This window comes from Bacillus sp. AR8-1, assembly GCF_008042345.1.
Lineage (GTDB): Bacteria > Bacillota > Bacilli > Bacillales > Bacillaceae_G > Bacillus_A > Bacillus_A cereus.
The window spans coordinates 42,862-69,392 of record NZ_QNUB01000052.1 but is presented as its reverse complement, the minus strand read 5'-3'; the positions used below and the strand labels follow the sequence as shown (position 1 = coordinate 69,392).

Genomic DNA, 26,531 nt, shown 5'->3' with positions numbered 1-26,531 from the left:
TCCCAACACTCTGAAAAAAAGAGCCCATCGGCTCTTTTTTTATTTTCCTTCATTCTTTTCTAGCACGTATAAATCTTCTTCCATATTCGTTAATTTCTCACTTACAAGCTTTCTTGCATCTCCAATTGCTTGATTATATGCAAACGGTCCAACTAATTTAATCATTTCTTCTATTAAACGCTCTGCTTGGAAACGTCCAATTTCATCTAAATCTTCTTCCATAAAAAATTGCTGAATTTGTGCTACAAGTTCTTCTTTTTTATCATTTGGTATTTTTATATTCATCATCGTTGTTACTCCTCTATATTTAAGATAGTATCTTCCTTAACTCTACCATAGAAAAACGATTACCAGGACAGCTTTTTGTAACTCCTTCTAACTCTCTATGACCGAGTATATTTTCTTTCTTTATAGCAAATTGCTTCATAAACAGTTTACATAAAGAATATAATGCATTCACTTGTGCAGGAGTTGGATCGTATTTATCGAAATTTCCCGTCATACATATTCCAATTGTATGGCGGTTATGGTCTTTCGCGTGCGCTCCAATATGTAAACCTCGTCCTTCCACTACAGTTCCATCCTTTTCGATAAAATAGTTGTAACCAATTCCGCTCCACCCCCTTACAGTTTGATGAAATTCATGCGTTTTATACACGTCCCATCCATCTTCAGCTGTATGGTGAATAATCAGTTTGTTTACTTTTTCTAAAGAAACTAATTCATCTTGAAATGTTAGATTGACACGTTTAATTTCCATTTGAACTGCCTCCTCTTAAAAATCAATCATAATAATCGTTTTATCATCTGGCCTTATTCTCTTTTCCGCTTCTAGCTCTTCAATAATTGCTATATATTCGTTTATACTATTCTTTCTTATATATGCAACAGTTTGTTCTAATGACCAATCTGGGTGAAATAACCCGTCTGAACAAATAAAAATCCCACTCACTTCATCTGTATGTAATTCACCATGTTGTAAATAATGTATCGCTTCTTTCATTCCATTTGCAACTGAATAACCATTTGGCATATTTGCAAGATAACGATTGTATTTTAACTGTTCTCGAACATCTTGAAAAACATATTCTTCTGGTACAGATAACCCTTTTTTACGATCTTCTTCCCTCTTCTTTTTTGCTCTTTTACTAATTCCTTCAACTGTGTCTTTCGTTAATACTTGCATCGTTCCATTTTGAAAAGTTGCGACAATCATACAGTCCCCAAGCTGCGCATATTCAATTTTCTCACCAACTATTTGGACTGCCGCGATACATGTGCACCACAAATGCTCTTTTTTTCTCGTGTCTACTTCATATTCTAACATTTTGCTTTGCAATGCTTCATTTGCTTTGGCAACTGCAAATTGTAAACTATGATTCTCTCGTAATGCAGTAAAATAACTTGCAAATAAATGCGAAGCGATGTATGCTCCATTATGTCCCTTTTCATCACGAAACGGGACAAGTGGTGTTGCACCGTCACATACACCATAAATCTTTTTTTCTTTATTACAAAAATAAGAATCCTCACATTCTTGCTTCAACGGGCTTTTCTGTTGATATGTTTTTATCTTCACAACTGTATCCCCTTTCAAATGATAAAATACTCAAATTCTTTTGATTAATCTAATTTACCTAAATAAACTGTTTTTACCCAAAACTTTCAATATCATATATAATCTTGAAATAATATGAATTTTTCAGTGAAGGACGGGAAAGAAATGGTCAGATTCCTTGGTGTTATTATCGGTTCTATTATTATTGCGGTTGCCTTTAATCTTTTCCTTATCCCCCACAAAATTTTAAGTAGTGGAATTGGCGGAATTGCTATTATTTTAGGGATTGTAACCCCTGTAAACACAGGCATTATTAACTTTGTATTAAACTTACCTATCCTTATTTTAGGGTACATAGGTCTTGGAAAAAAAGTAATTTTTAACACAGTTGTCTCTGTAGTTGTATTATCTGTTGCATTATACTACGTTCCAGTAAAAGTCGTAGCAACAGACCCATTGTTATCTTCTATCTTCGGAGGTGTCATCGCCGGAGCTGGTATTGGTCTTGTTTTTAACTGTAATGGATCCACTGGTGGATTTGATATTATCGGTATGCTTTTATCCCGCAAGCGAGACATTAAACTTGGCGGATTCCTTATTATTTTAAATGCAGTCGTTGTAATAATCGCAGGATTCTTCTTCACCTGGGATGTTGCACTTACAAGCTTACTTTCAATTTATGTAACTGGTAAAGTAATTGATGCTGTTCATACAAAACATCGTAAAGTTACACTTATGATTGTAACAAATGAAGCAGAAAAAATGAAAAAACAACTTCTTTCAACTGTTGTACGTGGAATAACGTTACTTGATGGCGAAGGTGCTTATTCAAGCGAGAAAAAGCGTGTACTTATGACCGTAGTTTCTCGTGAAGAATTAGCAAGTATGAAACTAACAATTTCTGAAATCGACCCGAATGCTTTCGTTAATATTACAGAAACTGTAGAAGTGTTAGGACTTTTCAGAAGAAGTTAAAGACTAGGTGGGAATCCACCTAGTCTTTATTTTGCATAAATTCAATTCGGTTTCCAAATGGATCTGACACGTAAAATCGAATTACATCTGGCCGTGCATAATCATCAATCACTTTAACACCTTGCTCTATAAGTGTTTGCTTAAATTCATTAATTTCATTCACATAAAAAGCTGGATGAGCCTTTTTAGCTGGTGTAAAGTTCCGCTCGACACCAATATGGATTTCTTGATTTCCGCATTTAAACCAACATCCACCTCGTTTTTTCAACTCTTCTGGCTTTGGAATTTCTTCCATACCAATCGTATTCCCATAAAAATCACGCGCCTCTTCTTCACACCCTACAGGTGCAGCTACTTGCACGTGATCAATCCCTTGAATATAATTTTTCATTTTCTCTCCCCCTCCTCTACCCTAATGTTATACGGAAAACAGCCGTCTGTAACTTACAACAGGTTTATAAAACAATATAAGCTCCCCTTATTACCATCCTGCATTCACCTTGCAAAAAATAAAAAAAACAAAATTTATTCTATAACTTCCATTTTTTATAGAAATACACATTACATCTATATTATAGTTATGAATAGACAAATCTTTTTAGATGCTATTTGTACGGAGGAACTATTATGAGTCGTAAAAAATATTCACCAACTCAAAAAAAACGTCATCCGAACATTTCTAGACGTTTGCGAAACCATATACAAGATCGTTCATTAACAGAAATGTACGCATCTCTGTTCGAACACAATCCTGATAGTATTATTTCATTAAATTTAGAAGGAGTTATTCTACATATAAATCCTTCTGCCGAAAGAATATTAGGTTACACTTCTTTAGAATTAGAACAGAAAAATATTACCTCTATTTTAGAAGCCCATATTTCTGAGCAAGTATTACAAAATATAAAGAATACTGAAGCGGATAATCAACAAGAGTATATCTTATCTATTTATCATAAAAATGGATTCTTATTAGATGTTGTGACAAAACTAGTTCCTATTTTTGTTCAAAATCGTCTTACTGGCGTATATGCTATTATGAAGCCGCTTGAAAAATCAGAAAGAATTGAGAATATGCTAAAAGAAAGTGAGAAGAGATTACGTACATTAGTAAACTCCATGCCTGCGTTTGTTATATTTAAAGATCATGAAGGGCGCTGGCTTGAGGCAAATGATTACGCACTTTCTTGCTTCAATTTCCATCATGTACCTTACCACGGGAAAAAAGATAGCGAACTCATTCAATATAATGAAGCATACCGAGAAGCTTTTTTACATTGTGAAGAAATCGATGAACTAGCATGGCAACAAAGACAAATTCTTCATGGCGAGGAATTTATTATACATAGAGATGATTTCGATCTAATCTTAAGTATATCAAAAGTTCCGCTTTATCATCCTGATGGTTCTCGCAAAGGTCTTATCGTGATGGGGAGAGATGTTACTGAGCTAAAAGAAACTGAAAAGTTACTACGAAAATCAGAGAAGCTCGCAGTAGTCGGACAACTGACAGCTGGAATTGCCCATGAAATTCGAAATCCACTCACTTCTCTAAAAGGTTTTCTAACGTTGCTCCTCCCTGAAATAAGTGAGGAGCAGAAATGGTATATCGATGTTATGTTAAGTGAGATTTCACAAATGGAATCCATCACGAGTCAATTTATGGCGATGTCTAAGCCACAAGTATTATCTATCCAAACTTGTAACATACAAACTTTAATTGAAGAGGTAGTTACATTTATTTTACCGACTGCAATTATGCATAGCGTTCATATCATCATGGATCATTTTGATTACGTATATGATATTCAATGTGACGGTAACCAATTAAAACAAGTGTTTATAAACATATTAAAAAATGCGATAGAAGCAATGCCAAATGGCGGAAATATTTTCATCCAAACAAAACCATTAGAGGATAATTTCATCTTAATACGAATTATCGATGAAGGTTGCGGCATTCCTGAAGATCGTATCTCCCGTCTAGGCGAACCTTTTTATAGTTTAAAAGAAAAAGGCACAGGACTAGGATTAATGATGTGTTACAAAATAATTGAAGAACATCATGGTAGATTACACATTTCAAGCGAATTAAATAAAGGTACGATTGTTGATATTGAGCTACCACTTTCTTCATCTCATCTCGCAATCCAGTCTTAAATAAAAAAGAAGCATCTACTAATCGTTAGCAGATGCTTCTTTTTTTAAAATGCTTTGTCATACCACTCTTTTGCTTTTTCTACTTCACCCATCGTTAATTGATGCCCTCGATTTTCCCAATGCATTGTTACATTCGCATTTGCATTTTCTAATAGTACCTTCAATTCCTCTGACTCTGCTGATGAACAAATTGGGTCATTTGTCCCAGCAGCAATAAACACAGATTTCCCTGCTAAATTTGCTAATTGCATTCCTCTTCTAGGTACCATTGGGTGATGAAGCACAGCACCTTTTAATGCATTTTCGTAATGGAATAATAAGCTTGCTGCGATATTTGCCCCATTCGAATAACCGATAGCTACAATGTTATTTCTATCGAATTTATATTCTTTAGCCGCTTCATCTAAAAATTCATTTAATTCCTTCGTACGGAAAATTAAATCCTCTTCATCAAAAATGCCCTCTGCTAATCGGCGGAAGAAACGCGGCATCCCATTCTCTAACACATTTCCCCTAACGCTTAATACCGACGCTTCCGGATCAATTATTTCTGCAAGTGGTAGTAAATCTAATTCATTACCACCTGTGCCATGAAGTAATAACAACACTGGTTTTGACGTATCTTTTCCTTTTTGAAAAACATGTTTCATCATAATCCTGTTCCCCCTTCAATCACTTTAATCTAAATTTCTCACTTCAAATGGTAAAAGCGTTTGTTCAATCTGTTTTCTATGTTGTTCATATTGTTCCGGTAACTTTAATTCCTCACCCATCGTCTCTAACGATTCATCATGAGCGAAACCAGGAGGATCTGTTGCAATTTCAAATAAGATTTCACCATGTTCTCTAAAATAAATCGCGTTAAAATAATTTCGATCTTGTACAGGAGTTACGTGATATCCAAAACGCGACACATGCTCTTTCCAGTCTAGCTGATCAGCATCGTCAATCGCTCTCCAAGCTATATGATGAACTGTACCAACGCCCATTTGGCCACGACCGATTGTTGATAATTTCAAATCAATAATATTTCCAATATCAGCAGAAGAACGGAATCGAACAAATTCACCCTCTTCTCCAATTTTCTCAAGACCCATAATATGTTCTAACAATTCAGCTGTTTTTTGAGGCTGTGCAGATAAAAGAACAGCACCTCCAAACCCTTTAATTGCTACTTCTGGTGTAACTTCTCCAAAACTCCAATTATTTAATTCGCCTGCTTCTCTTTCAACTAATTCTATATGCAAACCATGCGGATCATCAAATTCTAAATACTCCTCTCCAAAACGAGTCATTTTCGTATACGAAACATCGAATTTTTCTAATCTATTTTCCCAAAACTCCATTGCACCTTTTGGTACAACGTAAGACGTAATTCCTACTTGACCATCCCCAATAATACCTTGACGAGCACCTGCCCATGGGAAAAACGTAATAATTGTTCCAGGTTTTCCTCCTTCATTTCCAAAATAAAGGTGGTACGTACCTGGATCATCAAAATTCACTGTTTGTTTCACTAAACGTAACCCTAATACACCAGCATAAAAGTCTACATTTTCTTGTGGATGCCCTACAATCGCTGTAATGTGATGGATTCCCATTGTTTTCTTTTCCATTTCTTCCACTCCTTTTTTATTTCATTATAAAAATTCTTTTACATTTAAATTCATTATTCATTTTGTCCATGCTACAAAGTAAAATCCGTCATTATAATTTTATCTCGAATTCGAGATATTGATTATAAAAATACACATTAACTTCCAGCTTGTCAATTCATCTCAAATTCGAGATAGTTTTTAAAAAATATTTACTCCATTTAAAATCTTTATTCAAAGTACAAATTAACTTGAACTCAAATTTATTATAAGTTACTTACTTTTAGTTGTCAATAAGTTCCTTATTTTCATTTTAAATAAAAAGAGAGTAAACGCCAGTTTCGTTTACTCTCTTCGCTAATCATTTCGTTTCTTCTTCCAATATTGCTTCCATCTCATTAAATTCACGATGAACTGCCTTAACGGGTTCTTTCGTTAATAAACTTACAACGATAACAGTTAATAAACTACAGAAAAATCCAGGTACCATTTCATACATAATTGCTTTTAAACTTGGAATTTTTACCCATGCTATAACAACTACTGCACCAACAATCATACCTGCAAGAACGCCCCATTTATTCGTTCTTTTCCAATATAAACTTAATAAAATGGCTGGTCCGAACGCTGAACCAAATCCAGCCCAAGCATAACCTACAAGTGTTAAAATTGTATCACTTGGATGATACGCTAAAACAACTGCGATCATAGCTACTACTAATACTGACAATCTACCGATAAATACAAGTTCTTTGTCACTTGCATTACGACGGAAAAATGTTTTATAGAAGTCTTCCGTTACTGCACTTGAAATAACAAGTAATTGTGAGGAAATACTACTCATAATCGAAGCCAAAATAGCTGATAATAAAAATCCTGTAATGTACGGATGGAATAAAATATTGGAGAATGTTACAAAGACCATTTCTGGGTCTTGTAATGTCGCATTATTTTTAGCATAATAAGCGATACCAATTAGACCAGTAAGCATTGCACCTATAATTGAAATCGTCATCCAACCGATACCGATTCTACGAGAAGTCTTTAAATCTTTAATAGAGGTAATTGCCATAAAACGGACAATAATATGCGGTTGACCAAAATACCCAAGTCCCCATGCTAAAAATGAAATAATGCCAAGTATTGTGGTCCCTTTAAACATATCTAAATGCGATGCATCGACTTGTTTAATCGTATTAAATGTTTCTGTTACACCACCGACATCCGTAAAAGCAACAATTGGCACTAGTACAAGCGCAATAAACATAATACAACCTTGTACAAAGTCCGTCCAGCTTACGGCTAGAAAGCCACCGAATAGTGTATACGCAACAACGACACCCACTGTTACAAATAAACCAATTTTATAATCTAGGTTGAAAGAATTTTCAAACAAACGTCCACCTGAAACTAAACCAGCCGACGCATAGAATGTGAAAAATACTAAAATGACGATAGCGGAGACAAAACGAAGTATTTTCGTACGATCTTTAAACCGATTCTCTAAAAAGTCTGGAATCGTAATTGAATCATTTGCCACTTCTGTATACGTTCGTAAACGTGGGGCAATGATTAAATAGTTTGCATAAGCACCTATTAATAAACCTATCGCAATCCATACACTTGATAATCCTGTTGCATACATCGCACCAGGTAATCCCATTAGCATCCAACCACTCATGTCAGAAGCACCAGCTGATAAAACTGTAACTGCTGGACCGAGTCCCCTTCCACCTAACATATAATCTGATAAATCGGATGTCTTCTTATAAGACCAATATCCGATATACAACATACCTGCCATATAAATAGCAAGCGAAACCATAATTTCAATCTTCACCAAATCTCTCCCTTATTCCATAAGCCATTCAAAATTTCGAAAAATGACTTTTTCTATTTTCTTGTTTTCGCTTATGGTTCCCTACCTTAACAAACATTTTTTGTTCTTTCAAGTGAACGAGCACTTTTTATTACATGTGAAAACCTTTATAAACGCCTTTATCCCAGTGGATTACAATGATTTTTTAAGAAATTAAAGTGATAATATTCGGAAAATTAAACAGTGTTTTTTCACACCTTAATTCGTTTACCCGATAAATTTTAAAAGAAAAAGCCATACAAATGTATGACTTTTAGCTTATTGACGTCTCAATTTTCGCTTTCTCTACATATACTTTACGAAATTTCATATAGCATCCAATACGCCAAGGTACTATATAACAAACCGCAAGAGTATAGAAAAGAATGCCGATTGACTTTGGATCTAAACCTTGTAAATGTCTTCTAAAATAAGCACGTAAAAGAACGATAACTAAAAATGTAGCAATAAAAGCGATACTTTTTTTTGCATAAATTTGACCATCTTCTCTGACTTCATACCCACTTAAAATAATAAGTGGAATTGACAATAACAGTCCGATCCCAGCAGCTATACCAATTTGCCAATCAGCAAGTTGCATCGGTGCAGCATATAAAGAAAAACCTGGTAATAAGAAAAATAATGGCAATAGTAGTTGTCTTCCTTTATTATTAATTGGTCGATTCATAGAGCGCATGCGTCTAAATATAACGAGCCCTATGACGAGTAAAAAAATTGTAATACTGTAAGAACCTTGCTGCAAGTGAATCTCTCCCTAAACATAGTCATTTTTAAAAATACTTTCCTATTATACTCCTAATTTTTCCAAAAATATGATTATTCCTTTAAAAAATCTTACATATCAAATATACTTTTAGGTTTGATTTACTATAGGAAACAATTCCGAAAGAGGAACTACTCTCCCCACCTCGTCTTTAAACACAATATGCTCTCTAGTTAAATGGCGCGGGCTCTTCACTCCCGCTGCCGCTGCTAATGAAAATAAACTATATCTCATACTAATAATATAATTCATGACTCGCCACTTCTTCTCATACGGATCTAACGCTTTTTGATAATGCGGATTCGTCGTGGCTACACCAGATGGACATTGGCCAGAATTACATTGAAGGGCCATAATACAGCCGCTTGCCATCATAAATCCGCGGGCTGAACTTACAGCATCCGCTCCAATCGCTAAAGCAATCGCCACTTTATCTGGTGTGATTAATTTACCCGATGCAAATACTTTAAACTTGTTACGGACACCATAATAATTTGCTGTATCGATAAATGTAAGTAATGCTGGAATAAGCGGCAGTCCCATACAATCTGCCATCGATTTATACGTTGCCCCTGATCCGCCTTCTGAACCGTCTATTGTAATAAAATCTGGGTAAATATTTAGTTCTTTCATTGTTTTTATTAAATCTTCCAAAGGCTCCTGCTGACCAATTACAATTTTCATTCCAACTGGTTTACCGCCGCTTTCTTGCAACTGTTGAATAAAACAAAGTGTATCCACTGCATTCTTTAAAAATGAAAATCGATTCGGTGAATTAATCGTCTCTCCCTTTCGGACGTTGCGAACAAAAGCAATTTTCTCATTTACTTTTTGTCCCTCTAGATGACCACCACGTATTTTAGCACCTTGCCCAAATTTCAATTCGAATGCTCTAATATTACTTTCTTTCGCTTTCTCCATGAATTTTCCCATTGAAAAATTACCGTCCTCATCACGGTACCCAAATAACCCTGGACCAATTTGCGCAACGATATTCGCTCCTGTATGTAAATGTTCTGGAATAACGCCACCTTCACCAGTATTAATCCACGATCCGCCTGCCATTTTCGCTCCAAAACCACTCGCTAAAATATAATTTTCTCCAATCGCGCCGTAAGAAGTCGCAGATGCTCCAAACATGCCATGTAGTTTCCACGGATATTTACGGTTTTCACCGACTATAATTGCATCATCTTCTTCGTACAGCCAAAGATTCGTTGTATCCGCTGTCAATTTTTCTCTTCTTGAAAATAACCCTTCTTTATGAATCATGTACTTTTTACCTTCCCGCTCTTGCGAAAGATTCACACTTAATTCCTCAGTTAATATCGGAAATAATGTATTAGCAATATAATAGCCAGAAGCTTCAAAATCTCGTTTTGATCCAAAACCAAGTATTTCAGAGCGATATTTCGCTAAAAACATAACACTTTGAAAATCATAACGTGAGAAAGGCTTTCCATCCGTATCATGATCAAACCAATATTGTCGAAATTCAGGCCCTATCTTTTCCAGTAAGTAGCGCATTCTTCCTAAGTACGGATGTAACTTTAAAATAGAATGATGTGTTCGTTTTTTTATAAAAAATGTAATGATAAAAAAGATGATTAAAAGCAACATTAAAAATAGTAATATACTAATAATAACGAGTAGCGTTTCACTCATCCCGCTTCCCCCTATGAAATCCCATAATAAAAGGAGAACACTCGGTGTGCTCTCCTTTTATCTTTATTCATACTAACGTAGCAAGATGCTCTTTCGCGTCATATTCAACTAAACTTTCAGCATGTTTAATTCGATGAACAAAGTCTGGATTAGCAATTAACGGTCTGCCGAATGCCACTACATCAATTGTTCCTTCTTGCAACGCTTCTTCGGCCTCTTTCGGATTTAAATTACCAACCCCAACAATCGTACCATCCCAATATTTTCTTACTAGTTGATGAAAATTCTTTCCGTCAGCAATCTCTTGCGTATAATTCATCGTTGAGGGATGGATCATCGTTAATCCAACTTCTTTGAACATATTTACGAACGTTTCAATTGCAAGCTCAGGGTTTTCCCACATATAAGTAGGATTATCGCCTTTGAAAGCAGAGAAGCGAAGAAGTGTTTTATTAGCTCCAACAGCTTCTATTACAGCCGCCGTTACTTCTTTCATAAACGTTAACCTTTGTTTTAAATTACCGCCATATTTATCTGTTCGCTTATTCGCAAACTCATACGTAAATTGATCGATTAAATATCCGTGTGCACCGTGAATTTCTACTCCATCAAATCCAGCTTCGATCGCATTTTTCGCAGCTTGTGCGTATTGACCGATTACTTCTTGTATTTCTTCTAACGTCATTGCTTCTGGCGTATCAAACGGTTTACGAAAGCGTGGAACATTTCCCTCTGCAGCGATAGCAGATGGTGCTTGCGGCATTTGACCACCAATTATTTCATGATGACTCATACGCCCAACATGCCATATTTGAGCAATAATCGTCCCGCCTTCTTTATGTACTGCCTCTGTAACAGGTTTCCAAGAATCGATTTGTTCTTGTGTATAAATACCTGGTACTCCCGGGTTCCCTTTTGCTCTCGGACTAATGACAATTCCTTCTGTAATAATTAGTCCAATTCCATCCGCAGCACGTTTTCTGTAGTACTCCACTACATCAGCACCAACTACTCCAGTTTCATTATCTGCAAAGCATCTTGTCATCGGTGCCATCGCTATACGATTACGAAGAGACCAAGCTCCAATTTGAATTGGATCAAACAACTTTGTTTCTTCAACGTTTTCAAAAGATCCACCAGCGTTTACATTTGTTCCTTCATAAATACTCGCTGCTTTATTACTTGAACTTGTCATTTTTCTTCCCCCTAAAAAATCTTACTATAATCGCATCATACTTACTTTTAGATAGTAACGTCAATTTTTACGACTTTACAATAAAAAATTCGAATATCAAAAAAATAAAATACTATAAATAATATTAAAAAGGTTTCCTTAGAAGGAAACCTTTTTTGTTGACCATATATGGCTGTCAATTCGTTTATCTCTTTAATATAAAAAATACCTTATCAATAGAAGTGAATATGGTTCAGTATTCTTCTAAAAATAATAACTTATATACCTAAAACAATGAAAGCCCTACCTCTCTTTCATCCTTACGGCTCCTCGTCCGTGCCAGTGTGAATCAGGATTGCAAAAATCAAGTAACTATTTTATCGAAGTATTCAATTAAACTTCGAACATTCATAAATGAAATTAAAAAATAAAAATGGATTTGATTGTAGTAATAACAATAGAGGTAATGCTCTAAAAGTGGTTTGAAAGAGTTGAATGTCTTTGAAATGATAAAATTTCTATAATTATGTTCCCAAAAAATTCAAGATCTTTTTTGGGATATAATACATTATTTGTAATGAACCTTAACAAAAGCTTTTTATCTGATTTTCTGTGATACCTTCAATTAATCCCAGTTCACTAATCAAAAATTCATATGCGTTATCTAACATCTTCTTTTCGCTTGCATTAAGTGCTTTTTCTTTCTGTATACGCATTAAATCGCGCACAACTTCAGCACCTTCTTGCATTTTACCCGTCTTTATTTTATCAGTGTTCAATTTATACCTTTGTTTCCACGTAAGTAATCTATCTGATTCCCCATGTTGAAAAATATCCATTATGTGTGCTAATGCGGTTATATCCGTCACTGGTCGTATATTCGAATTCAATATTCTCCCTGCTGGAATCATTAGTTCCATATTACTAGCCGACATTTTTATAACATAATACTGTTGTTTTTCTCCTGAGACTTCCTTCTCTTCTATGGCTTTAATTATACCTGCTCCCTGCATTGGATAAACAATGTTATCGCCAATTTGAAACAAATAATCCACCTCCATATATGGTAACCTTCTCAAGCTTAACACACTTTTAGTTTTTTAGCAAAATTTTCATTTTATCATAAAATTATTTTACACGTCAATACTTCAAAAGCAAGAAATTAAATTTACATAACACACTATAAAAACCCGCAATTTTATTAACGGTTCCACCCACATTCATTCTCTTTTAACATAAAAACACATTACTACATTTGAGTAGTAATGTGTTTTTGATAAGGCATAGATAAAGATCTACTTTTCCGTCTATATACTAACCTGCTTACTAACTATTTCCCTCGCTAAAAGAAAACTCATAATCACTTGCGCTGCTACTCTACTCGTCATATCCCTGAAATCAAGAGTTGGATCAATCTCTACTATATCCATCCCTTGAACGAGCGGTTCTTTACCAAGGAATTCAATCGCATCTAGTAAAGTCGTACTATCCATTCCACCTGGCCCAATTGCTGGACAACCTGGTGCAAACGCTTGGTCTAGTACATCCATATCAAGAGAAATATAAATAGAAGTCACACCTTGTTTTCTTAACACTTCAATACTTTCCGTGATAATATCTTTTATTTCTCGCTCTCGTACGTCTTTCATTGTATACACTGTTACGCCATGCTCTATTGCATATTCATGGTACGTACGTGCGTTAGAAAAATTACGAATTCCAATTTGAACAAGTTGTTTCCCTGTAATGACATCATTTTCTAGTAAACTACGGAATGGTGTACCATTTGACGGGCCTCCATCATCTAAATTACGCAAATCATGATGAGCATCAAATTGAATAATCCCGACCTTTCCTTTACTGTTTGCAAAGCCTGTTATACTCGGAAAACTAATCGAGTGGTCACCACCAAGAACGATTGGTATCATGTTCGGATTTACTTTCGTTACATGACCAACTGTTTTCGCAATTCGGTTATGACTTTCTTTTATATCCGTCACATGCATCGTAATATCGCCGCAATCATATAAGACACTTTCTTTCATATCGTGTTCTTCTGTAATTGCATATGTGCTGTATGCATCTAACATCGCTCGAATTGTTTTTGGAGCAAAACTTGCTCCTGAATGACTAATAGATGGTTTAGAAAGGGGTGCTCCAATTAAAGCAGCACCGAATATTTCTACGCCTTCCTCCCAATCTTTAATCATCTCACTCCATTTTGTCACTTCACGATCAATAAACTTTGCATTTTTCTTTAAATAGTGGCCGTGCTCCACGATTGTTCACCTCTTGTATATGCAATATTACCATTCTTCCATACTGTATTCACATGACTTACGCCGTAATGATACGGTACGTAAGCATAATTGTAAGCATCCCATAAAACTAAATCTGCCTTACGACCAACTCTAATTTTCCCAGCTACATCACCACGGTTAATGGCATATGATGAGTTAACCGTTACAGCATTCCACACTTCTTCTGGTGTCATTTTCAGTTTTAGCATCGCAATGCTCATAATAAGCTGAATATTTTCAGTTGGACAGCTACCTGGGTTAAAGTCTGTAGCTAACGCAACTGCAACACCTTCATCAATCATTTTACGACCACGAGCAAAGCTTTCTTTATTTAAATAGAAAGTTGTTCCTGGTAATAATGTTGCTACTGTATTCGAATTTGCAAGCATTTCAATCCCTTTATCAGAAGCGCCAACTAAATGGTCGGCTGATGCTGCACCAATTTCTGCCGCTGCTTCCGCACCACCAAGAGGGTCGATTTCATCTGCATGAATTTTCACATCAAAGCCAAGCTCTTTCGCTTTTAATAAAAACTCTTTTGACTCTTCGACAGAGAACACACCTGTTTCACAGAAAATATCAACGAACTCCGCTAATTGCTTCTCTTTCATTTCTGGTAGTAGGTCTAACATCCATTGTAAAAATTCTTTCGATCTACCTTTATATTCTTTCGGAACTGCATGAGCACCTAAAAATGTGGAAACTAAATCAATCGGATGCTCTTTTTGTAATTGTGCAGTTGCCTCTAATTGTTTCCATTCCGTCTCATCATCTAATCCGTAACCGCTCTTCGCTTCTACAGTAGTAACTCCGAAAGATAGCATACGGTCTAAATGGAATTTCGCTTTTTGAACAAGCTCTTCCTTCGACGCCTGTTTCGTTGCATTTACAGTTGAAAGAATACCTCCACCTTGTTCTAAAATTTCTAAGTACGGAACTCCTTGTAATTTTAGTGCGATTTCATTTTCGCGAGATCCACCAAATACAAGATGAGTATGCGGGTCGACAAGACCAGGAGAAACCATTTTTCCGCCGCAATCAATAACTTCTTTCGCCTGAAGTCCTTTCGCTTCTTCCGCTGTTCCAACGAAAGTGATTACATCATTTTCAATTCCAACCACACCGTTTTCGATAACAGGAAGCGTGTTCATCGCTTCCCGTCTTAACAAGCCATCTTCTTGATCCATTGTTAGTAATTGACCAATATTTATTAGTAAAGTGTCCAGCATGTTTTCTCCCCCTTATTTCATCATTGGAATGTTAACGCCTTTTTCTTTCGCAGTTTCCACAGCTAAGTCATATCCAGCATCCACGTGACGAACAACACCCATACCAGGGTCAGAAGTTAATACGCGCTCAATACGTTTTGCTGCTGCTTCTGTTCCATCTGCAACGATAACCATTCCAGCGTGAAGTGAATACCCCATACCAACGCCGCCACCGTGGTGAACAGACACCCAGCTTGCACCGTTTACACTGTTAATTAATGCATTTAAAATTGGCCAGTCTGCTACTGCATCACTACCGTCTTTCATCGCTTCTGTTTCACGGTTTGGAGATGCTACTGATCCGCAATCTAAATGGTCACGACCGATAACGATTGGTGCTGATAATTCACCATTTGCCACCATTTCATTAATAATGCGACCAAATTTCGCGCGCTCACCGTAACCAAGCCAACAAATACGTGATGGAAGGCCTTGGAATTCAACTTGCTGACGAGCCATACGAATCCAGTTACATAAATGTTCATTATCAGCGAACTCGCGTAAAATTACTTCGTCTGTTTTATAAATATCTTCTGGATCACCAGAAAGTGCTACCCAGCGGAACGGTCCTTTTCCTTCACAGAATAATGGACGGATAAATGCTGGAACGAATCCTGGGAAATCGAATGCATTTTTCAAGCCTTCATCGAAAGCAACTTGGCGAATGTTATTTCCATAATCAAATGTAATTGCGCCTTTTTCTTGCATCGCAAGCATTGCTTCTACGTGCTTTGTCATGCTTTCTTTTGATAATTGTACGTAACGTTCTGGGTCTTCTTCACGAAGTTTCGCTGCCTCTTCTAACGTATAACCTACTGGAATATAACCGTTTAATGGGTCATGAGCAGATGTTTGATCCGTAACTAAATCTGGCGTGATATTACGCTTCACTAATTCTGGTAAAATCTCTGCCGCATTTCCTAATAAACCAATAGAAATCGGTTCTTTCTTCTCTTTATACTCGTTCGCAACAGTTAATGCTTCTTCTAATGATTCTGTATACATGTCACAATATCTCTTTTCAATACGACGATCGATACTACGCTTATCTACATCAATAGCAATGACAACACCGCCATTCATCGTTACAGCAAGAGGTTGTGCACCACCCATACCACCTAAACCAGCAGTAAGTGTTAATGTACCTTTTAATGAACCGTCGAAATGTTGACGAGCTGCTTCACCAAATGTTTCATATGTTCCTTGTAAAATACCTTGTGTTCCAATGTAAATCCAGCTACCAGCTGTCATTTGTCCGTACATCATAAGACCTTTTTTCTCTAGTTCTCGGAAGTGATCCCAATTCGCCCATTTTGGTACTAAGTTTGAGTTCGCTAACAGAACGCGCGGCGCGTCTTCATGTGATTTAAAAATGGCAACTGGTTTTCCTGATTGAACAAGTAACGTTTCATCGCTTTCTAACGTTTTTAATGAATCTACGATTGCATTGTAGCTTTCCCAGTTACGAGCTGCACGGCCAATTCCGCCATATACAACTAATTCTTCTGGTTTTTCAGCTACCTCAGGATCTAAATTGTTCATTAACATTCGAAGTGCTGCTTCTTGCACCCAACCTTTCGTTTGTAACTCTGTACCTCTTGGTGCGCGAATTGTTTGTTGTACTTTTTCCATTTCAATCTCTCCCTTTTCTCATTTTATAGTGCTGCGTTTACATCTAATCTTTCTTTTATCGAATAATTCGTTTTTAACCAATGTGCAATATTTTCAATATCAGTTGAGAATATGCGGTCATTTGTAATAGAAGGTACTTGTTGACGGCCTTGATGGTAGAAGCTCTTCGTCACTGTACTCATGTTTTCAATACCACGATATTCTGCTGCTTGCATTGCACAAATCATCTCAATTGAAAGAACACGTCTTGCATTTTGAATGATCTGATGTGCATGGCGTGAAGCAATTGTTCCCATACTTACATGATCTTCTTGGTTAGCAGAAGACGGAATTGAATCTACACTCGCCGGATGTGCTAACGTTTTATTTTCAGAAACAAGTGACGCTGCAGCATACTGCATAATCATTGCACCTGACTGTAGTCCTGGTTCTGGACTTAAAAATGGTGGTAAATCATTTAATTGCGGATTTACTAAACGCTCAATACGACGTTCTGAAATATTTGCAAGTTCCGCCATTCCTACTTTTAAGAAGTCCATCGCAAACGCAATCGGTTGACCGTGGAAGTTACCACCTGAAATTACTTTTTCCCCGCCATCAAAGATTAGCGGATTATCTGTTGCGGCATTCATTTCAATTTCTAATTTTTCTTTCACATAATTCAAAACTTGCCAAGAAGCACCGTGTACTTGCGGGATACAACGAAGTGAATAGGCATCCTGTACACGTAGTTCTCCTTGTTTTGTTGTTAACTTACTATCATGAAGAATGTCACGAATTCTGCTTGCTACATCCACTTGCTCTTTATAACCACGTGCTTTATGAACATTTTCATCAAATGCATCAATAATGCCTTGTAACCCTTCAATTGTCATCGAAGCAATTAGTTCAGCTTGATACGCCGTTGCTTCTGCTTCTATATAAGAAAGAACTCCTTGCGCTGTCATCGCCTGCGTACCATTAATTAATGCAAGACCTTCTTTCGCTTCAAGTTCAATTGGCTCAAGCCCTTCTTCTGTAAGAGCAACCATTGCATGAACGCGTTTCCCCTTATAGAACACTTCACCTTCGCCTAATAATACAAGCGCAAGATGAGATAAAGGTGCCAAATCTCCACTCGCACCAAGTGAACCTTGTTGCGGAACGACTGGATGAATTTTACGATTTACAAACTCAAGAAGCATATTTACAACAAGCGGCCTTACGCCTGATACTCCTTTAAGCATCGTGTTTGCTCGTAAAATTAACATTCCGCGCGATACTTCTTCAGGGAATGGATCACCAATCCCGCATGCATGTGACTGAATTAAATTATGCTGAAGTGCCTTTACATCATCTTTTTGGATAAGCACATCACTAAACTTTCCAAATCCAGTTGTAATTCCGTAAACGACTTTTCCGTCCTCTACAATTTTCTCAACTACTTCGCGGCACTCCGCTACCTTTTGCATACTAGTTGGACAAGCTGTTACACCTTCTCCTTCCAGTAATAACCTCTTCATTTCTTCAACTGTCAATGTATGTCCTGTTAACGTAATCATCATTTTTCCTCCTTAAAAAGGCAAAAGGGGACCTTATCTTTTTAAGACAGACTGCTGTCCTAAAAAAGTAAGGCCCCCTTCTAACTAATAGACTATGGGCAAATCATATGTGATTAATTCCTAAACCAATCGCCTCATGCTCAGATCCTTTTACAGGTGCACCAATCGTTCCATATAATGCAACAGCAACCCATTCGCCTTCTTTTTTTCCGTCGTATGGTGTACCGCGCACAATCGCAAAACGAAGTCCTACTGTACGAAGAACGTCTGCTAACTGAATTTGACCTCTCGTCACTCCGTACAAAGCTTCCATAATTGCATGATAAAGTGCATGTGTTTCTCTGTAAACGTCTGTTTCAATAACTTGGTTGCTCTTAGCCGCTGTTTCCATTGCTGCGACAACCTTTTGCGAATTCATCGAACCCACTTTCCCCGTACAATACTTCCAACCTTTTGGAATGGATAATACAGGACTTTCATTTTCATCCGCAAGTGCCAACAGCATGGCCATACGACCAATTCGATGTGTTCCTTGAAGAAGCATGTGACTCTCTCATTTCTTTTGAATTATTTGAATATTACTTAATTTAAGAATATATGAAAACGGTTAAATCGTCAATAGTTTAAACTCACATTCAAACAATTTTTTCATCCCCTCCATTTGTGTACACAAATTATTTACACAATTTTTCCAAGCATGCTATAGTCTCTCTAACAGATGCAAAGGGGCGAGATTTCAATGACGAAGCGAAAAGATATTCATTTTCGAATTGAAGAAAAATTACTTGCAAGGTTTGAAGCTGCACTCCATTACGAAGGTTTAAAGAAAATCGACGTATTAACACATGCGATTCAGCAATTTTGCACGAAGGTGGAATGTGAAAAAATGAATGATGTAAAACGTCAATATAACGTTAGCAACCATTTACAAACACGCATAGACACACATGTACATTACGAAGAAAAACACGTAGATTTAGATACGATTGTCATTAAACATTTACAACTTCAAGGGGAAGAAAACATATTAGAGCTTGGATGTGCTAGTGGAAAATTCCTTTCCCTTTTACAAACAAATGGTCATAAAGGCCCATTAACCGGATTGGATCAATCCGAAGCTATGCTTGCTGAGGCTGCTAAGACAAATAACTTAATAGAATGGAAACGAGGGGATGCTAGTAAACTCCCTTTCAAAACAAATTATTATGACCTAATAATCGCAAGACATATGTTATATCACATGAAAGATGTTGAAAAAACAATTCAAGGATTCCATAAAGTAATTCGTCCCGGCGGCTCACTTTTAGCTACAACAAATTCTAGCGTTACACTACCTCGTATAGTTGAAATGTGTAACCGCATGTTAGACGCATTTGATTTACCGAAAACAACATCATCAGTCACTCCATTTTGTTTAGAAAACGGTAAAGAGATATTACAATCCGTTTTTCCAACTGTTGAAGAAACAGTTATTCATAATGCGCTCGTTTTTCATCATGCTACTCCAATAGTAAACTATATTTCTAGCATGTTTCCGTCGCTAAATATACCTGATAATACATATCTTCACGCGGAAATGAAGGAATGGCTAAAAGAAGAAGTAGAAAATGAATTATCACTTCATAACGGTATATGGCGCGATCCGAAAACGTTAGCAATTTATCGATGTCAAAAAGAAAAAAGCTAGCATTTGCTAGCTTTTACACGTTTTCTCGTAAAAGTTTCTCCATTACTACATTGCCTTTACCACCATAAAAATTGGTATTATGTTCGTCTGCCACTCCAAAATAAGAGGCAATTGCTATTCCGAATGGTACAAATGCATGCCCTTGTGCTGTAATGATATTTGAGTGTTGCACAACTTCTTTATACACGAAATTTTCTATTGGAAAACAATCGAACTTTTGATAATCTATAGTCGCAGTATAAGAAATCCCCTTAAATAAGCCCGCTTTTGCTAGCGCATACGGTCCAGCGCAAATTGCCCCCACTAATTTTTCTTGTTCATGAAATTGACGAATGATTGAAAAAAGAGATTTTTCATCTTCCAACTGTACTTCTTCTCCACCTGGAATAAGTATCCCCTCATACTCATCTACACGTACTTCACTTACTTCTATATGCGGTTGCACTTGCAAACCTGTTTCACTTATAATCAATTCTTTTGTTAAGCCCGCTGTAATGATTTCAAATTTATTCTTCAGCAATGCCGTTGCTACTGTTATTTCAAACTCTGCAAATGTTGGGTATACAAATAAAAGTATTTTTTTCATAGCCCTCTCTCCTTTAACCAGTACATAAAATATACCTCTAGATCGTCCACTGTTAATCTATTCGTATCCAAATAAGTTACAGGAAATTGTTTATACCAATCTTTTTCCGTTTCTACTAATTTAAATTGCTCCTCAAATGTACTTCGTTTTCTTGTCCTATCGTTATTTTTTCTATCATATACATTCTTTTTCGTCACATCTAAATAAAAAATGGCATCTGAACGACATTCTCTTAATTTATATAATTCACCTTTCAATTCAGCTTCTATATCCCACTCTTCCCCTATAATCGTTGGATAAAAGAGTGTAAAAAACTCAATGTCTTCTGGTCCGCGATCAAAAATTACGACTGAACCTTTCACATTTTGAAACTCCTTAATTTTTGCTTCGATAAACATTTTTTGATTTATGATAAACCCTTCTTTTGAATTCATATCCAAATTTAATTGCTTTCGCTTTTCTACAATTGGATAAGGATTTTCATATATAACCGAAAGCCCACATCTCTCTAACCTTTTAGCCAATGTTGTTTTTCCGCTAGCCATCGGCCCTTGCAGTGAAATTACGTATACCATACCTCTCATTCCCTTACACTTTAGTACACCTATAATATACAGAATTTTTAAAACTCTCAACATTATATATATCATCTTGTTTCTTATTCCTATCTAACTTATAATAAAAAATAGAGATTATGACGGACGCATCAATAATGTAAGCTTGGGAATCCAAGCTTACATTATTTTTTGCTTTCCCTTTTCGAATAAAAAGAGTATACTAGATTAGAACGTATGTTCTTAATGATTACATACAGTAAGGAGATAGAACAATGGTATACGACACAAAAGCAATTTCTTGGAATGAGTCTTTAAAACAACTTCAACGCCGCTATACAAACAAACAAGTTGACCGAAAAGAATTTGAGGATATTGAACTGATGGAATTCTTCCGCGATAAAGACTACATTTCTTTACCTACACATATAAGCGGCCTATCAAAAACACGTTTTACTTCTTACTCTATTTTCACAACTGAAGATAAAGATCGTAAAGTTGGCACACTTATTATTGAGTATGTTGAAGACGATAATAATAATTTATATGTTGAACAACTATACTTCGTTTAAACTATAACGCTTGGTCAAAATGACCAAGCGTTCTTGCTTTCTATGAATCTCACTGTATATAATATGAATAAAAGAAAACCGCTATCATTAAGGGGGGATATGCTTGCTCGAAGGATGGTTCAGTTGGTTCATTGTGCTATGGACGGTTATTTTATTAGGGCTTATGTCTATCGGTGGATACTTTATGTTCAGAAAATTTTTAAAACGATTACCAAAAGAAGACGGCATGTCCATTTTAGATTGGGAAGAACACTACATAAATAAAACGAGACATTTATGGGCTGACGAACAAAAACAATTGTTAGAAGAGCTTGTAAGTCCTGTTCCAGAACTATTTCGCGATGTTGCAAAATCAAAGATCGCTGGAAAAATCGGGGAACTTGCATTACAAGAAAATGCCTCTCAAATTACACAAGACTTAATTATTAAAGGATATATCATTGCCACACCAAAGCGTGATCATAAATTTTTAATTAAAAAACTACAAGAAAAAAAGATTGATTATTCTAACTATCAATCTTTACTCGCAAAGTAACTCCATATTATTTTCGATAAAAAAGACAGCGCCTTTAACGCTGTCTTTTTATTTGGTACATATACAGTTTTTAAGTTAGCTTCATATCTTTTTCATTATAAAAACCATCTTCTTTTTCCATTTCCTTCTGTAATTTCGTAAAGGAACGGTACATTGCAATTCTCCATGACACAATCATCGCAAACGCAAGTAAGTAGAACATGCCACTAAGTTGTCCTAAATCAAGAGATTGGCTTAAGTATGTTTTAAATACAATCCGCACTACAAGTAATCCAATTAATATAAAAACAAAGGCTTTTGAACGCTTCAAATAAATCTCTTGTCCTCTAATTTCAAACTTAGATGTTTTAATAAGAAAAATAGAGAAAATCAAACCGACACCAATTGCTTCTAACATTTCTGCTGGAGTTAATCGAAATTCAGGAAAAACATACATCAATGCGCCCGTACTCATAAAAAATGGTGGAAGTATAATTTTTTTCAATGTTGCAGGTTTCTTAGCTGCTTTTAAACGAATAAACATCGCACCGACAGCCATACAAACAGCAACGATACTGGATAAAACAACTATGTTCATATTTTCTCATCCTTTTTTGTGGCTATATGCAAAATATACTTTCATTATATGCTTTTCCGTTAGTATTTCCAACATTTTCGCAGAATAATACTAAAAACCGGTAAAACCACCAAATAAACTTGAGAAATATACGATAATTTTCGTCATCCAGTTAAAGTATAGGAAGACACCCATAACAATCATAATGTATCCTCCGACTTTCATGAAGGCCATACTATTTCTTTTAATCCAAGACATTTTCGTAATAAAGAATGACAGTACGAAAAACGGGATTGCAAATCCAAGTATGTAAGCAATCATGTATATCATTGCTGATTCTGGATTTGTTGCTGCTAATCCAATTACGGACACTAGAATTGGTCCGGTACATGGCGTCCACCCTGCTGCAAAAGCTAATCCAATTAGTACTGATCCAAAATAGCCACTTGGACGATTTTTAAATGTAAATTTACGGTCTTGCATTAAAAATTTCGGCTTAAACACTCCGACAATAATTAAACCGAACACGATGATAAAGATACCACCTAACTGTCTGATTAAATCTTTATAGTCAGTAAAGATTCCTCCAATAAAACTTGTACCAAATCCAATTGCAATAAATATAATTGAAAATCCAAGTAAGAAAAACGCTGTATGTATCATACTTCTTTTGCGAAGCATTGCATTTTCTTCTTTCAATTCAGAAACCGACATACCTGTTATGTACGATAAAAATGCCGGATAAAGCGGTAAGCAACATGGGGAAATAAATGATAAGAACCCGGCGCCAAACGCTAAAAAAATACTAATATCTTGCATCATTCCACTCCTCTCCCTAAATATTGTAACAAAAACACATAAAAATACTATGAACAATTCGTGAAATCACTTTTACAACGTGGCAATAAGAAAAAACATATTTTCTCACAGTTTCTAATAAAACGTTTTCATTTCCTTCTATTATATAGAAAAAACTCAAATGCATTATGAAACTCCTTTAATTGTTATTAACATAACAAAGGTAACATAGTTTCTCAAATAATTAGCACGCTACTAGTACGCCTATTTACATATTTGTTTAAAAATTATTTTTTTCAAATGCTGTCTCTATACAATGCAAAGTTGATTTTATAATACTTCTACTATTAATAATTTCAAGATTATGCATAAATATCATACTTTTATTATTATTCTATAAAATGTCATACTTTTCTTTCATTTGACCCTTTATTTCTAATTTTGTATACTTCCCTCTAGTTATATATTTTCGATACGGAACAACTTCATATAGATGGGAGGAATTTTTCATGCTTCGTTATTCTCTTTTAGTTTTATTAGGAGCGTGTAGTTATGGAATTTTAGCTATTTTTGTTAAGCTTGCATATGCAGAAGGATTTTCACTTGGAGAGGTAATTGGCAGCCAATATTTGTTCGGTTGGATTATTTTGCTTGCTATTACACTTCTATTTTCTAGACATCGCGTTCCTTTAAAGCAAGCATTACTTTTATTCGTTGCAGGAACATCTGCAAGTTTTACCGGAATTTTTTATTATGCTTCATTAAAAACTGTACCAGCTTCTATTGCAATTATTCTTTTATTCCAATTCGTTTGGGTCGGAATTATCATTGAAGCAGTCGCAACAAAAACTTTACCTTCAAGAGAAAAAGTTATTTCTGTTATTTTCTTACTTGTAGGGACATTTTTATCCAGTGGTTTACTAGAACAATCAGCAGGTGCTTTCGATACGACTGGAATCATTTTAGGTTTATTATCTGCTGTTACATTCGCAACATACATTTTCGTGAGCGGAAAAGTTGCTGTTGAAGTACCTTCATTACCGCGCGGTGTTCTCTTAATGACTGGTGCTTTAACTTTAGTCATGATTGTATTCCCACCAACATTTATTTTTAATGGTGCCATTTCTCAAGGTCTTTGGAAATACGGTTTAGGATTAGGAACATTTAGTATCGTCATTCCATCTATTGCCTTTACAATCGGGATTCCAAAAATCGGTTCTGGCTTAGCGACTATTCTTGGTGCAGCGGAACTACCAGTTACAACAATTATGTCCGTATTCGTTTTAAAAGAGGCTGTACTATCTTCACAATGGTTCGGTGTATCACTTATATTAATTGGGATTGCAATCCCGCAAATTGCATACGCAATGCGTGGACGTTATCGTAAACATCCTACGCATAAAAAAGTCGCAGCATAAAGTGAAACTTTAATTAGTTGAACCAATCGGGCTTTTATGGGATAAACGAGAGAGGATTTTCATTTGAGAATCCTCTCTTTTATTGTTGTATACTTATGGTAAATATTTTGCTGAAGAAAGAAGGCATACTACATGGTATCTATTTCAAATCAACTAAAAGAAAAACTTATTTCCATCCGTCGACATTTACATGAGTATCCAGAACTATCATATGAAGAGTTCGAAACAACAAAAGCAATAAAAAATTGGTTAGAAGAGAAAAACATTACTATCATTGATTCCAATTTAGAAACAGGAATTATCGCTGAAGTGTCTGGTAATAAAAACGGGCCAATTGTAGCAGTTCGTGCTGATATTGATGCCCTTCCTATTCAAGAAGAAACACATTTGTCCTATGCATCTAAAGTACGAGGGAAAATGCATGCTTGTGGACACGATTTTCATACAGCTGCTATTTTAGGTACTGCTTTCTTATTAAAAGAAAGAGAATCTTCCCTAAATGGAACGATTCGCTTCATATTCCAACCAGCTGAAGAAAGTAGTAATGGCGCTTGCAAAGTTATTGATGCTGGACATTTACGTAATGTGCAAGCGATTTTCGGCATGCATAATAAACCTGATTTACCAGTAGGTACAATTGGCATTAAAAATGGTCCACTGATGGCCGGAGTTGATCGATTTGAAATTGAAATTCACGGAGTTGGTACACACGCGGCTGTACCAGATGCTGGCGTAGATCCTATTGTCGCATCCTCTCAACTTGTGATGGCACTGCAAACAATTGTAAGCCGAAATATAAGTTCATCTCATAATGCGGTTGTTAGTGTTACAAATATTCATGCAGGAAATACGTGGAACGTGATTCCTGAAAAAGCTACGTTAGAAGGAACGATTCGCACGTTCCAAGCTGAAACACGTGAAAAGATCCCAGCACTCATGGAGCGTATTATTAAAGGTGTATCTGATGCATTAGGTGTAAAAACGGAATTCCGTTTTTTTTCAGGTCCTCCTGCTGTTCACAACGATAAAGCTCTTACAGACTTATCTACTCAAGTTGCCACAAAGATGAACCTTAATATCATCTCGCCTAGTCCGTCAATGGCTGGAGAAGATTTTTCATTTTACCAACAGGAAATACCAGGTTCATTCGTCTTTATGGGAACGAGCGGTACACATGAATGGCATCATCCTGCTTTTACAATTAATGAAGAGGCACTGCCTATAAGTGCCGAATACTTTGCTTTACTAGCCGAAAGAGCACTTAAACAATTCTCATAAAAAAAGCCGTTCGAAGTGCATCTCAGCACCCTGAACG

At 36.0% G+C, this 26,531-nt stretch carries 28 protein-coding genes; 7 read left to right on the top strand and 21 right to left on the bottom strand.

Annotated features, from left to right (window positions below; genetic code table 11):
• Window positions 1–39: 39 nt before the first annotated feature.
• Genes DN400_RS26035 through DN400_RS26025 form a run of 3 tightly spaced genes read right to left on the bottom strand, consistent with a single transcriptional unit; the run spans window position 40 to window position 1,597 of the window.
• Window positions 40–288: a DUF2164 domain-containing protein gene (locus DN400_RS26035; protein ID WP_000981066.1), complete on the bottom strand. Its 249-nt coding sequence runs from the start codon at window positions 286–288 to the stop codon at window positions 40–42.
• Between the two features lie 19 nt (window positions 289–307).
• The gene (locus tag DN400_RS26030) at window positions 308–760 is read right to left on the bottom strand and encodes a peptidoglycan recognition protein family protein (protein WP_000404003.1); all 453 of its coding nucleotides are present in this window, start codon (window positions 758–760) and stop codon (window positions 308–310) included.
• A 15-nt stretch (window positions 761–775) separates the two neighbouring features.
• Window positions 776–1,597 (bottom strand): protein phosphatase 2C domain-containing protein, encoded by an 822-nt coding sequence (locus DN400_RS26025; RefSeq protein ID WP_002041632.1) that lies wholly within the window; start codon window positions 1,595–1,597, stop codon window positions 776–778.
• Window positions 1,598–1,723: 126 nt separating this feature from the next.
• Between DN400_RS26025 and DN400_RS26020 the strand changes: the two genes are divergently transcribed.
• Window positions 1,724–2,533 (top strand): YitT family protein, encoded by an 810-nt coding sequence (locus tag DN400_RS26020; RefSeq protein ID WP_000251344.1) that lies wholly within the window; start codon window positions 1,724–1,726, stop codon window positions 2,531–2,533.
• A gap of 19 nt (window positions 2,534–2,552) precedes the next feature.
• Here the strand turns inward: DN400_RS26020 and DN400_RS26015 are convergent, their stop codons facing one another.
• Window positions 2,553–2,924, bottom strand: coding sequence for a VOC family protein (locus DN400_RS26015; RefSeq protein ID WP_000800772.1), 372 nt, complete (start codon window positions 2,922–2,924; stop codon window positions 2,553–2,555).
• A gap of 236 nt (window positions 2,925–3,160) precedes the next feature.
• On the opposite strand from DN400_RS26015, the gene DN400_RS26005 reads away from it, so the two are divergent.
• Window positions 3,161–4,693, top strand: a complete 1,533-nt coding sequence (locus tag DN400_RS26005; RefSeq protein WP_000087652.1) for a BA3702 family sensor histidine kinase — start codon at window positions 3,161–3,163, stop codon at window positions 4,691–4,693.
• 44 nt (window positions 4,694–4,737) lie between these two features.
• Here DN400_RS26005 and DN400_RS26000 read toward each other — a convergent pair whose 3' ends face one another.
• From DN400_RS26000 to hutP, 12 genes are all read right to left on the bottom strand, one after another.
• Window positions 4,738–5,346, bottom strand: a complete 609-nt coding sequence (locus tag DN400_RS26000) for an alpha/beta hydrolase (protein ID WP_000975455.1) — start codon at window positions 5,344–5,346, stop codon at window positions 4,738–4,740.
• Window positions 5,347–5,370: 24 nt separating this feature from the next.
• Window positions 5,371–6,309, bottom strand: coding sequence for a ring-cleaving dioxygenase (locus DN400_RS25995; RefSeq protein ID WP_000412726.1), 939 nt, complete (start codon window positions 6,307–6,309; stop codon window positions 5,371–5,373).
• Between the two features lie 340 nt (window positions 6,310–6,649).
• The gene (gene putP / locus DN400_RS25990; protein ID WP_147802017.1) at window positions 6,650–8,128 is read right to left on the bottom strand and encodes a sodium/proline symporter PutP; all 1,479 of its coding nucleotides are present in this window, start codon (window positions 8,126–8,128) and stop codon (window positions 6,650–6,652) included.
• Window positions 8,129–8,420: 292 nt separating this feature from the next.
• Entirely contained in the window at window positions 8,421–8,909 is a 489-nt protein-coding gene (locus DN400_RS25985; RefSeq protein ID WP_065229202.1) for a cytochrome c biogenesis protein CcdC, read from the bottom strand.
• Between the two features lie 111 nt (window positions 8,910–9,020).
• Complete coding sequence (locus tag DN400_RS25980) at window positions 9,021–10,595, bottom strand: FMN-binding glutamate synthase family protein (RefSeq protein ID WP_000005147.1); 1,575 nt, start codon at window positions 10,593–10,595, stop codon at window positions 9,021–9,023.
• Window positions 10,596–10,662: 67 nt separating this feature from the next.
• Entirely contained in the window at window positions 10,663–11,790 is a 1,128-nt protein-coding gene (locus DN400_RS25975) for an alkene reductase (RefSeq protein ID WP_000204598.1), read from the bottom strand.
• Between the two features lie 563 nt (window positions 11,791–12,353).
• Window positions 12,354–12,815: a CarD family transcriptional regulator gene (locus DN400_RS25970; RefSeq protein WP_014482101.1), complete on the bottom strand. Its 462-nt coding sequence runs from the start codon at window positions 12,813–12,815 to the stop codon at window positions 12,354–12,356.
• Between the two features lie 261 nt (window positions 12,816–13,076).
• On the bottom strand, window positions 13,077–14,048 hold the full coding sequence (gene hutG, locus DN400_RS25965) for a formimidoylglutamase (RefSeq protein WP_016512447.1): 972 nt from the start codon (window positions 14,046–14,048) through the stop codon (window positions 13,077–13,079).
• Window positions 14,027–15,298, bottom strand: coding sequence for an imidazolonepropionase (gene hutI / locus DN400_RS25960; protein ID WP_000887549.1), 1,272 nt, complete (start codon window positions 15,296–15,298; stop codon window positions 14,027–14,029). Before hutI ends, hutG begins: the two co-directional genes overlap by 22 nt.
• A gap of 12 nt (window positions 15,299–15,310) precedes the next feature.
• The gene (gene hutU, locus DN400_RS25955) at window positions 15,311–16,969 is read right to left on the bottom strand and encodes a urocanate hydratase (RefSeq protein WP_065229204.1); all 1,659 of its coding nucleotides are present in this window, start codon (window positions 16,967–16,969) and stop codon (window positions 15,311–15,313) included.
• A 23-nt stretch (window positions 16,970–16,992) separates the two neighbouring features.
• Window positions 16,993–18,510, bottom strand: coding sequence for a histidine ammonia-lyase (hutH, locus tag DN400_RS25950; RefSeq protein WP_000631871.1), 1,518 nt, complete (start codon window positions 18,508–18,510; stop codon window positions 16,993–16,995).
• Window positions 18,511–18,613: 103 nt separating this feature from the next.
• On the bottom strand, window positions 18,614–19,054 hold the full coding sequence (gene hutP / locus DN400_RS25945) for a hut operon transcriptional regulator HutP (RefSeq protein ID WP_000926516.1): 441 nt from the start codon (window positions 19,052–19,054) through the stop codon (window positions 18,614–18,616).
• Window positions 19,055–19,249: 195 nt separating this feature from the next.
• Here hutP and DN400_RS25940 point away from each other — a divergent pair, with 195 nt between their 5' ends.
• Window positions 19,250–20,197, top strand: a complete 948-nt coding sequence (locus DN400_RS25940; RefSeq protein ID WP_147802016.1) for a class I SAM-dependent methyltransferase — start codon at window positions 19,250–19,252, stop codon at window positions 20,195–20,197.
• A 13-nt stretch (window positions 20,198–20,210) separates the two neighbouring features.
• Here the strand turns inward: DN400_RS25940 and DN400_RS25935 are convergent, their stop codons facing one another.
• Entirely contained in the window at window positions 20,211–20,783 is a 573-nt protein-coding gene (locus tag DN400_RS25935) for a DJ-1/PfpI family protein (RefSeq protein ID WP_147802015.1), read from the bottom strand.
• Window positions 20,780–21,367 (bottom strand): AAA family ATPase, encoded by a 588-nt coding sequence (locus tag DN400_RS25930; RefSeq protein WP_072941421.1) that lies wholly within the window; start codon window positions 21,365–21,367, stop codon window positions 20,780–20,782. Before DN400_RS25930 ends, DN400_RS25935 begins: the two co-directional genes overlap by 4 nt.
• Window positions 21,368–21,612: 245 nt before the next feature.
• On the opposite strand from DN400_RS25930, the gene DN400_RS25920 reads away from it, so the two are divergent.
• Both DN400_RS25920 and DN400_RS25915 read left to right on the top strand, forming a co-directional pair.
• Window positions 21,613–21,909 (top strand): hypothetical protein, encoded by a 297-nt coding sequence (locus DN400_RS25920; protein WP_065229207.1) that lies wholly within the window; start codon window positions 21,613–21,615, stop codon window positions 21,907–21,909.
• Window positions 21,910–22,012: 103 nt separating this feature from the next.
• Window positions 22,013–22,444 (top strand): DUF2621 domain-containing protein, encoded by a 432-nt coding sequence (locus DN400_RS25915; protein ID WP_000889371.1) that lies wholly within the window; start codon window positions 22,013–22,015, stop codon window positions 22,442–22,444.
• 70 nt (window positions 22,445–22,514) lie between these two features.
• Here DN400_RS25915 and DN400_RS25910 read toward each other — a convergent pair whose 3' ends face one another.
• The 3 genes from DN400_RS25910 to DN400_RS30195 all read right to left on the bottom strand — a co-directional run bounded on the left by DN400_RS25910 (window position 22,515) and on the right by DN400_RS30195 (window position 23,985).
• Window positions 22,515–23,021, bottom strand: a complete 507-nt coding sequence (locus tag DN400_RS25910; RefSeq protein WP_065229208.1) for a CcdC family protein — start codon at window positions 23,019–23,021, stop codon at window positions 22,515–22,517.
• 90 nt (window positions 23,022–23,111) lie between these two features.
• A complete protein-coding gene (gene ccdA / locus DN400_RS25905; RefSeq protein ID WP_001152676.1) occupies window positions 23,112–23,819 on the bottom strand; it encodes a cytochrome c-type biogenesis protein CcdA in 708 nt (235 codons plus the stop codon).
• A 16-nt stretch (window positions 23,820–23,835) separates the two neighbouring features.
• The gene (locus tag DN400_RS30195) at window positions 23,836–23,985 is read right to left on the bottom strand and encodes a hypothetical protein (protein ID WP_002152557.1); all 150 of its coding nucleotides are present in this window, start codon (window positions 23,983–23,985) and stop codon (window positions 23,836–23,838) included.
• Between the two features lie 322 nt (window positions 23,986–24,307).
• Between DN400_RS30195 and DN400_RS25895 the strand changes: the two genes are divergently transcribed.
• Window positions 24,308–25,216, top strand: coding sequence for an EamA family transporter (locus DN400_RS25895; protein WP_000947044.1), 909 nt, complete (start codon window positions 24,308–24,310; stop codon window positions 25,214–25,216).
• A gap of 132 nt (window positions 25,217–25,348) precedes the next feature.
• Window positions 25,349–26,494 (top strand): M20 peptidase aminoacylase family protein, encoded by a 1,146-nt coding sequence (locus DN400_RS25890; protein WP_065224084.1) that lies wholly within the window; start codon window positions 25,349–25,351, stop codon window positions 26,492–26,494.
• The last annotated feature ends 37 nt before the right edge of the window (window positions 26,495–26,531 follow it).

What these genes read in the sequence shown, in the direction of transcription:
- DN400_RS26035 (WP_000981066.1), bottom strand. Translation starts at nt 288, where the DNA reads ATGATGAATATAAAAATACCAAATGATAAAAAAGAAGAACTTGTAGCA.
- DN400_RS26030 (WP_000404003.1), bottom strand. Translation starts at nt 760, where the DNA reads ATGGAAATTAAACGTGTCAATCTAACATTTCAAGATGAATTAGTTTCT.
- DN400_RS26020 (WP_000251344.1), top strand. Translation starts at nt 1,724, where the DNA reads ATGGTCAGATTCCTTGGTGTTATTATCGGTTCTATTATTATTGCGGTT.
- DN400_RS26015 (WP_000800772.1), bottom strand. Translation starts at nt 2,924, where the DNA reads ATGAAAAATTATATTCAAGGGATTGATCACGTGCAAGTAGCTGCACCT.
- DN400_RS26005 (WP_000087652.1), top strand. Translation starts at nt 3,161, where the DNA reads ATGAGTCGTAAAAAATATTCACCAACTCAAAAAAAACGTCATCCGAAC.
- DN400_RS26000 (WP_000975455.1), bottom strand. Translation starts at nt 5,346, where the DNA reads ATGATGAAACATGTTTTTCAAAAAGGAAAAGATACGTCAAAACCAGTG.
- DN400_RS25995 (WP_000412726.1), bottom strand. Translation starts at nt 6,309, where the DNA reads ATGGAAAAGAAAACAATGGGAATCCATCACATTACAGCGATTGTAGGG.
- DN400_RS25980 (WP_000005147.1), bottom strand. Translation starts at nt 10,595, where the DNA reads ATGAGTGAAACGCTACTCGTTATTATTAGTATATTACTATTTTTAATG.
- DN400_RS25975 (WP_000204598.1), bottom strand. Translation starts at nt 11,790, where the DNA reads ATGACAAGTTCAAGTAATAAAGCAGCGAGTATTTATGAAGGAACAAAT.
- hutI (WP_000887549.1), bottom strand. Translation starts at nt 15,298, where the DNA reads ATGCTGGACACTTTACTAATAAATATTGGTCAATTACTAACAATGGAT.
- hutU (WP_065229204.1), bottom strand. Translation starts at nt 16,969, where the DNA reads ATGGAAAAAGTACAACAAACAATTCGCGCACCAAGAGGTACAGAGTTA.
- hutH (WP_000631871.1), bottom strand. Translation starts at nt 18,510, where the DNA reads ATGATTACGTTAACAGGACATACATTGACAGTTGAAGAAATGAAGAGG.
- hutP (WP_000926516.1), bottom strand. Translation starts at nt 19,054, where the DNA reads ATGCTTCTTCAAGGAACACATCGAATTGGTCGTATGGCCATGCTGTTG.
- DN400_RS25940 (WP_147802016.1), top strand. Translation starts at nt 19,250, where the DNA reads ATGACGAAGCGAAAAGATATTCATTTTCGAATTGAAGAAAAATTACTT.
- DN400_RS25935 (WP_147802015.1), bottom strand. Translation starts at nt 20,783, where the DNA reads ATGAAAAAAATACTTTTATTTGTATACCCAACATTTGCAGAGTTTGAA.
- DN400_RS25930 (WP_072941421.1), bottom strand. Translation starts at nt 21,367, where the DNA reads ATGAGAGGTATGGTATACGTAATTTCACTGCAAGGGCCGATGGCTAGC.
- DN400_RS25920 (WP_065229207.1), top strand. Translation starts at nt 21,613, where the DNA reads ATGGTATACGACACAAAAGCAATTTCTTGGAATGAGTCTTTAAAACAA.
- DN400_RS25910 (WP_065229208.1), bottom strand. Translation starts at nt 23,021, where the DNA reads ATGAACATAGTTGTTTTATCCAGTATCGTTGCTGTTTGTATGGCTGTC.
- ccdA (WP_001152676.1), bottom strand. Translation starts at nt 23,819, where the DNA reads ATGCAAGATATTAGTATTTTTTTAGCGTTTGGCGCCGGGTTCTTATCA.
- DN400_RS30195 (WP_002152557.1), bottom strand. Translation starts at nt 23,985, where the DNA reads ATGCATTTGAGTTTTTTCTATATAATAGAAGGAAATGAAAACGTTTTA.
- DN400_RS25895 (WP_000947044.1), top strand. Translation starts at nt 24,308, where the DNA reads ATGCTTCGTTATTCTCTTTTAGTTTTATTAGGAGCGTGTAGTTATGGA.
- DN400_RS25890 (WP_065224084.1), top strand. Translation starts at nt 25,349, where the DNA reads ATGGTATCTATTTCAAATCAACTAAAAGAAAAACTTATTTCCATCCGT.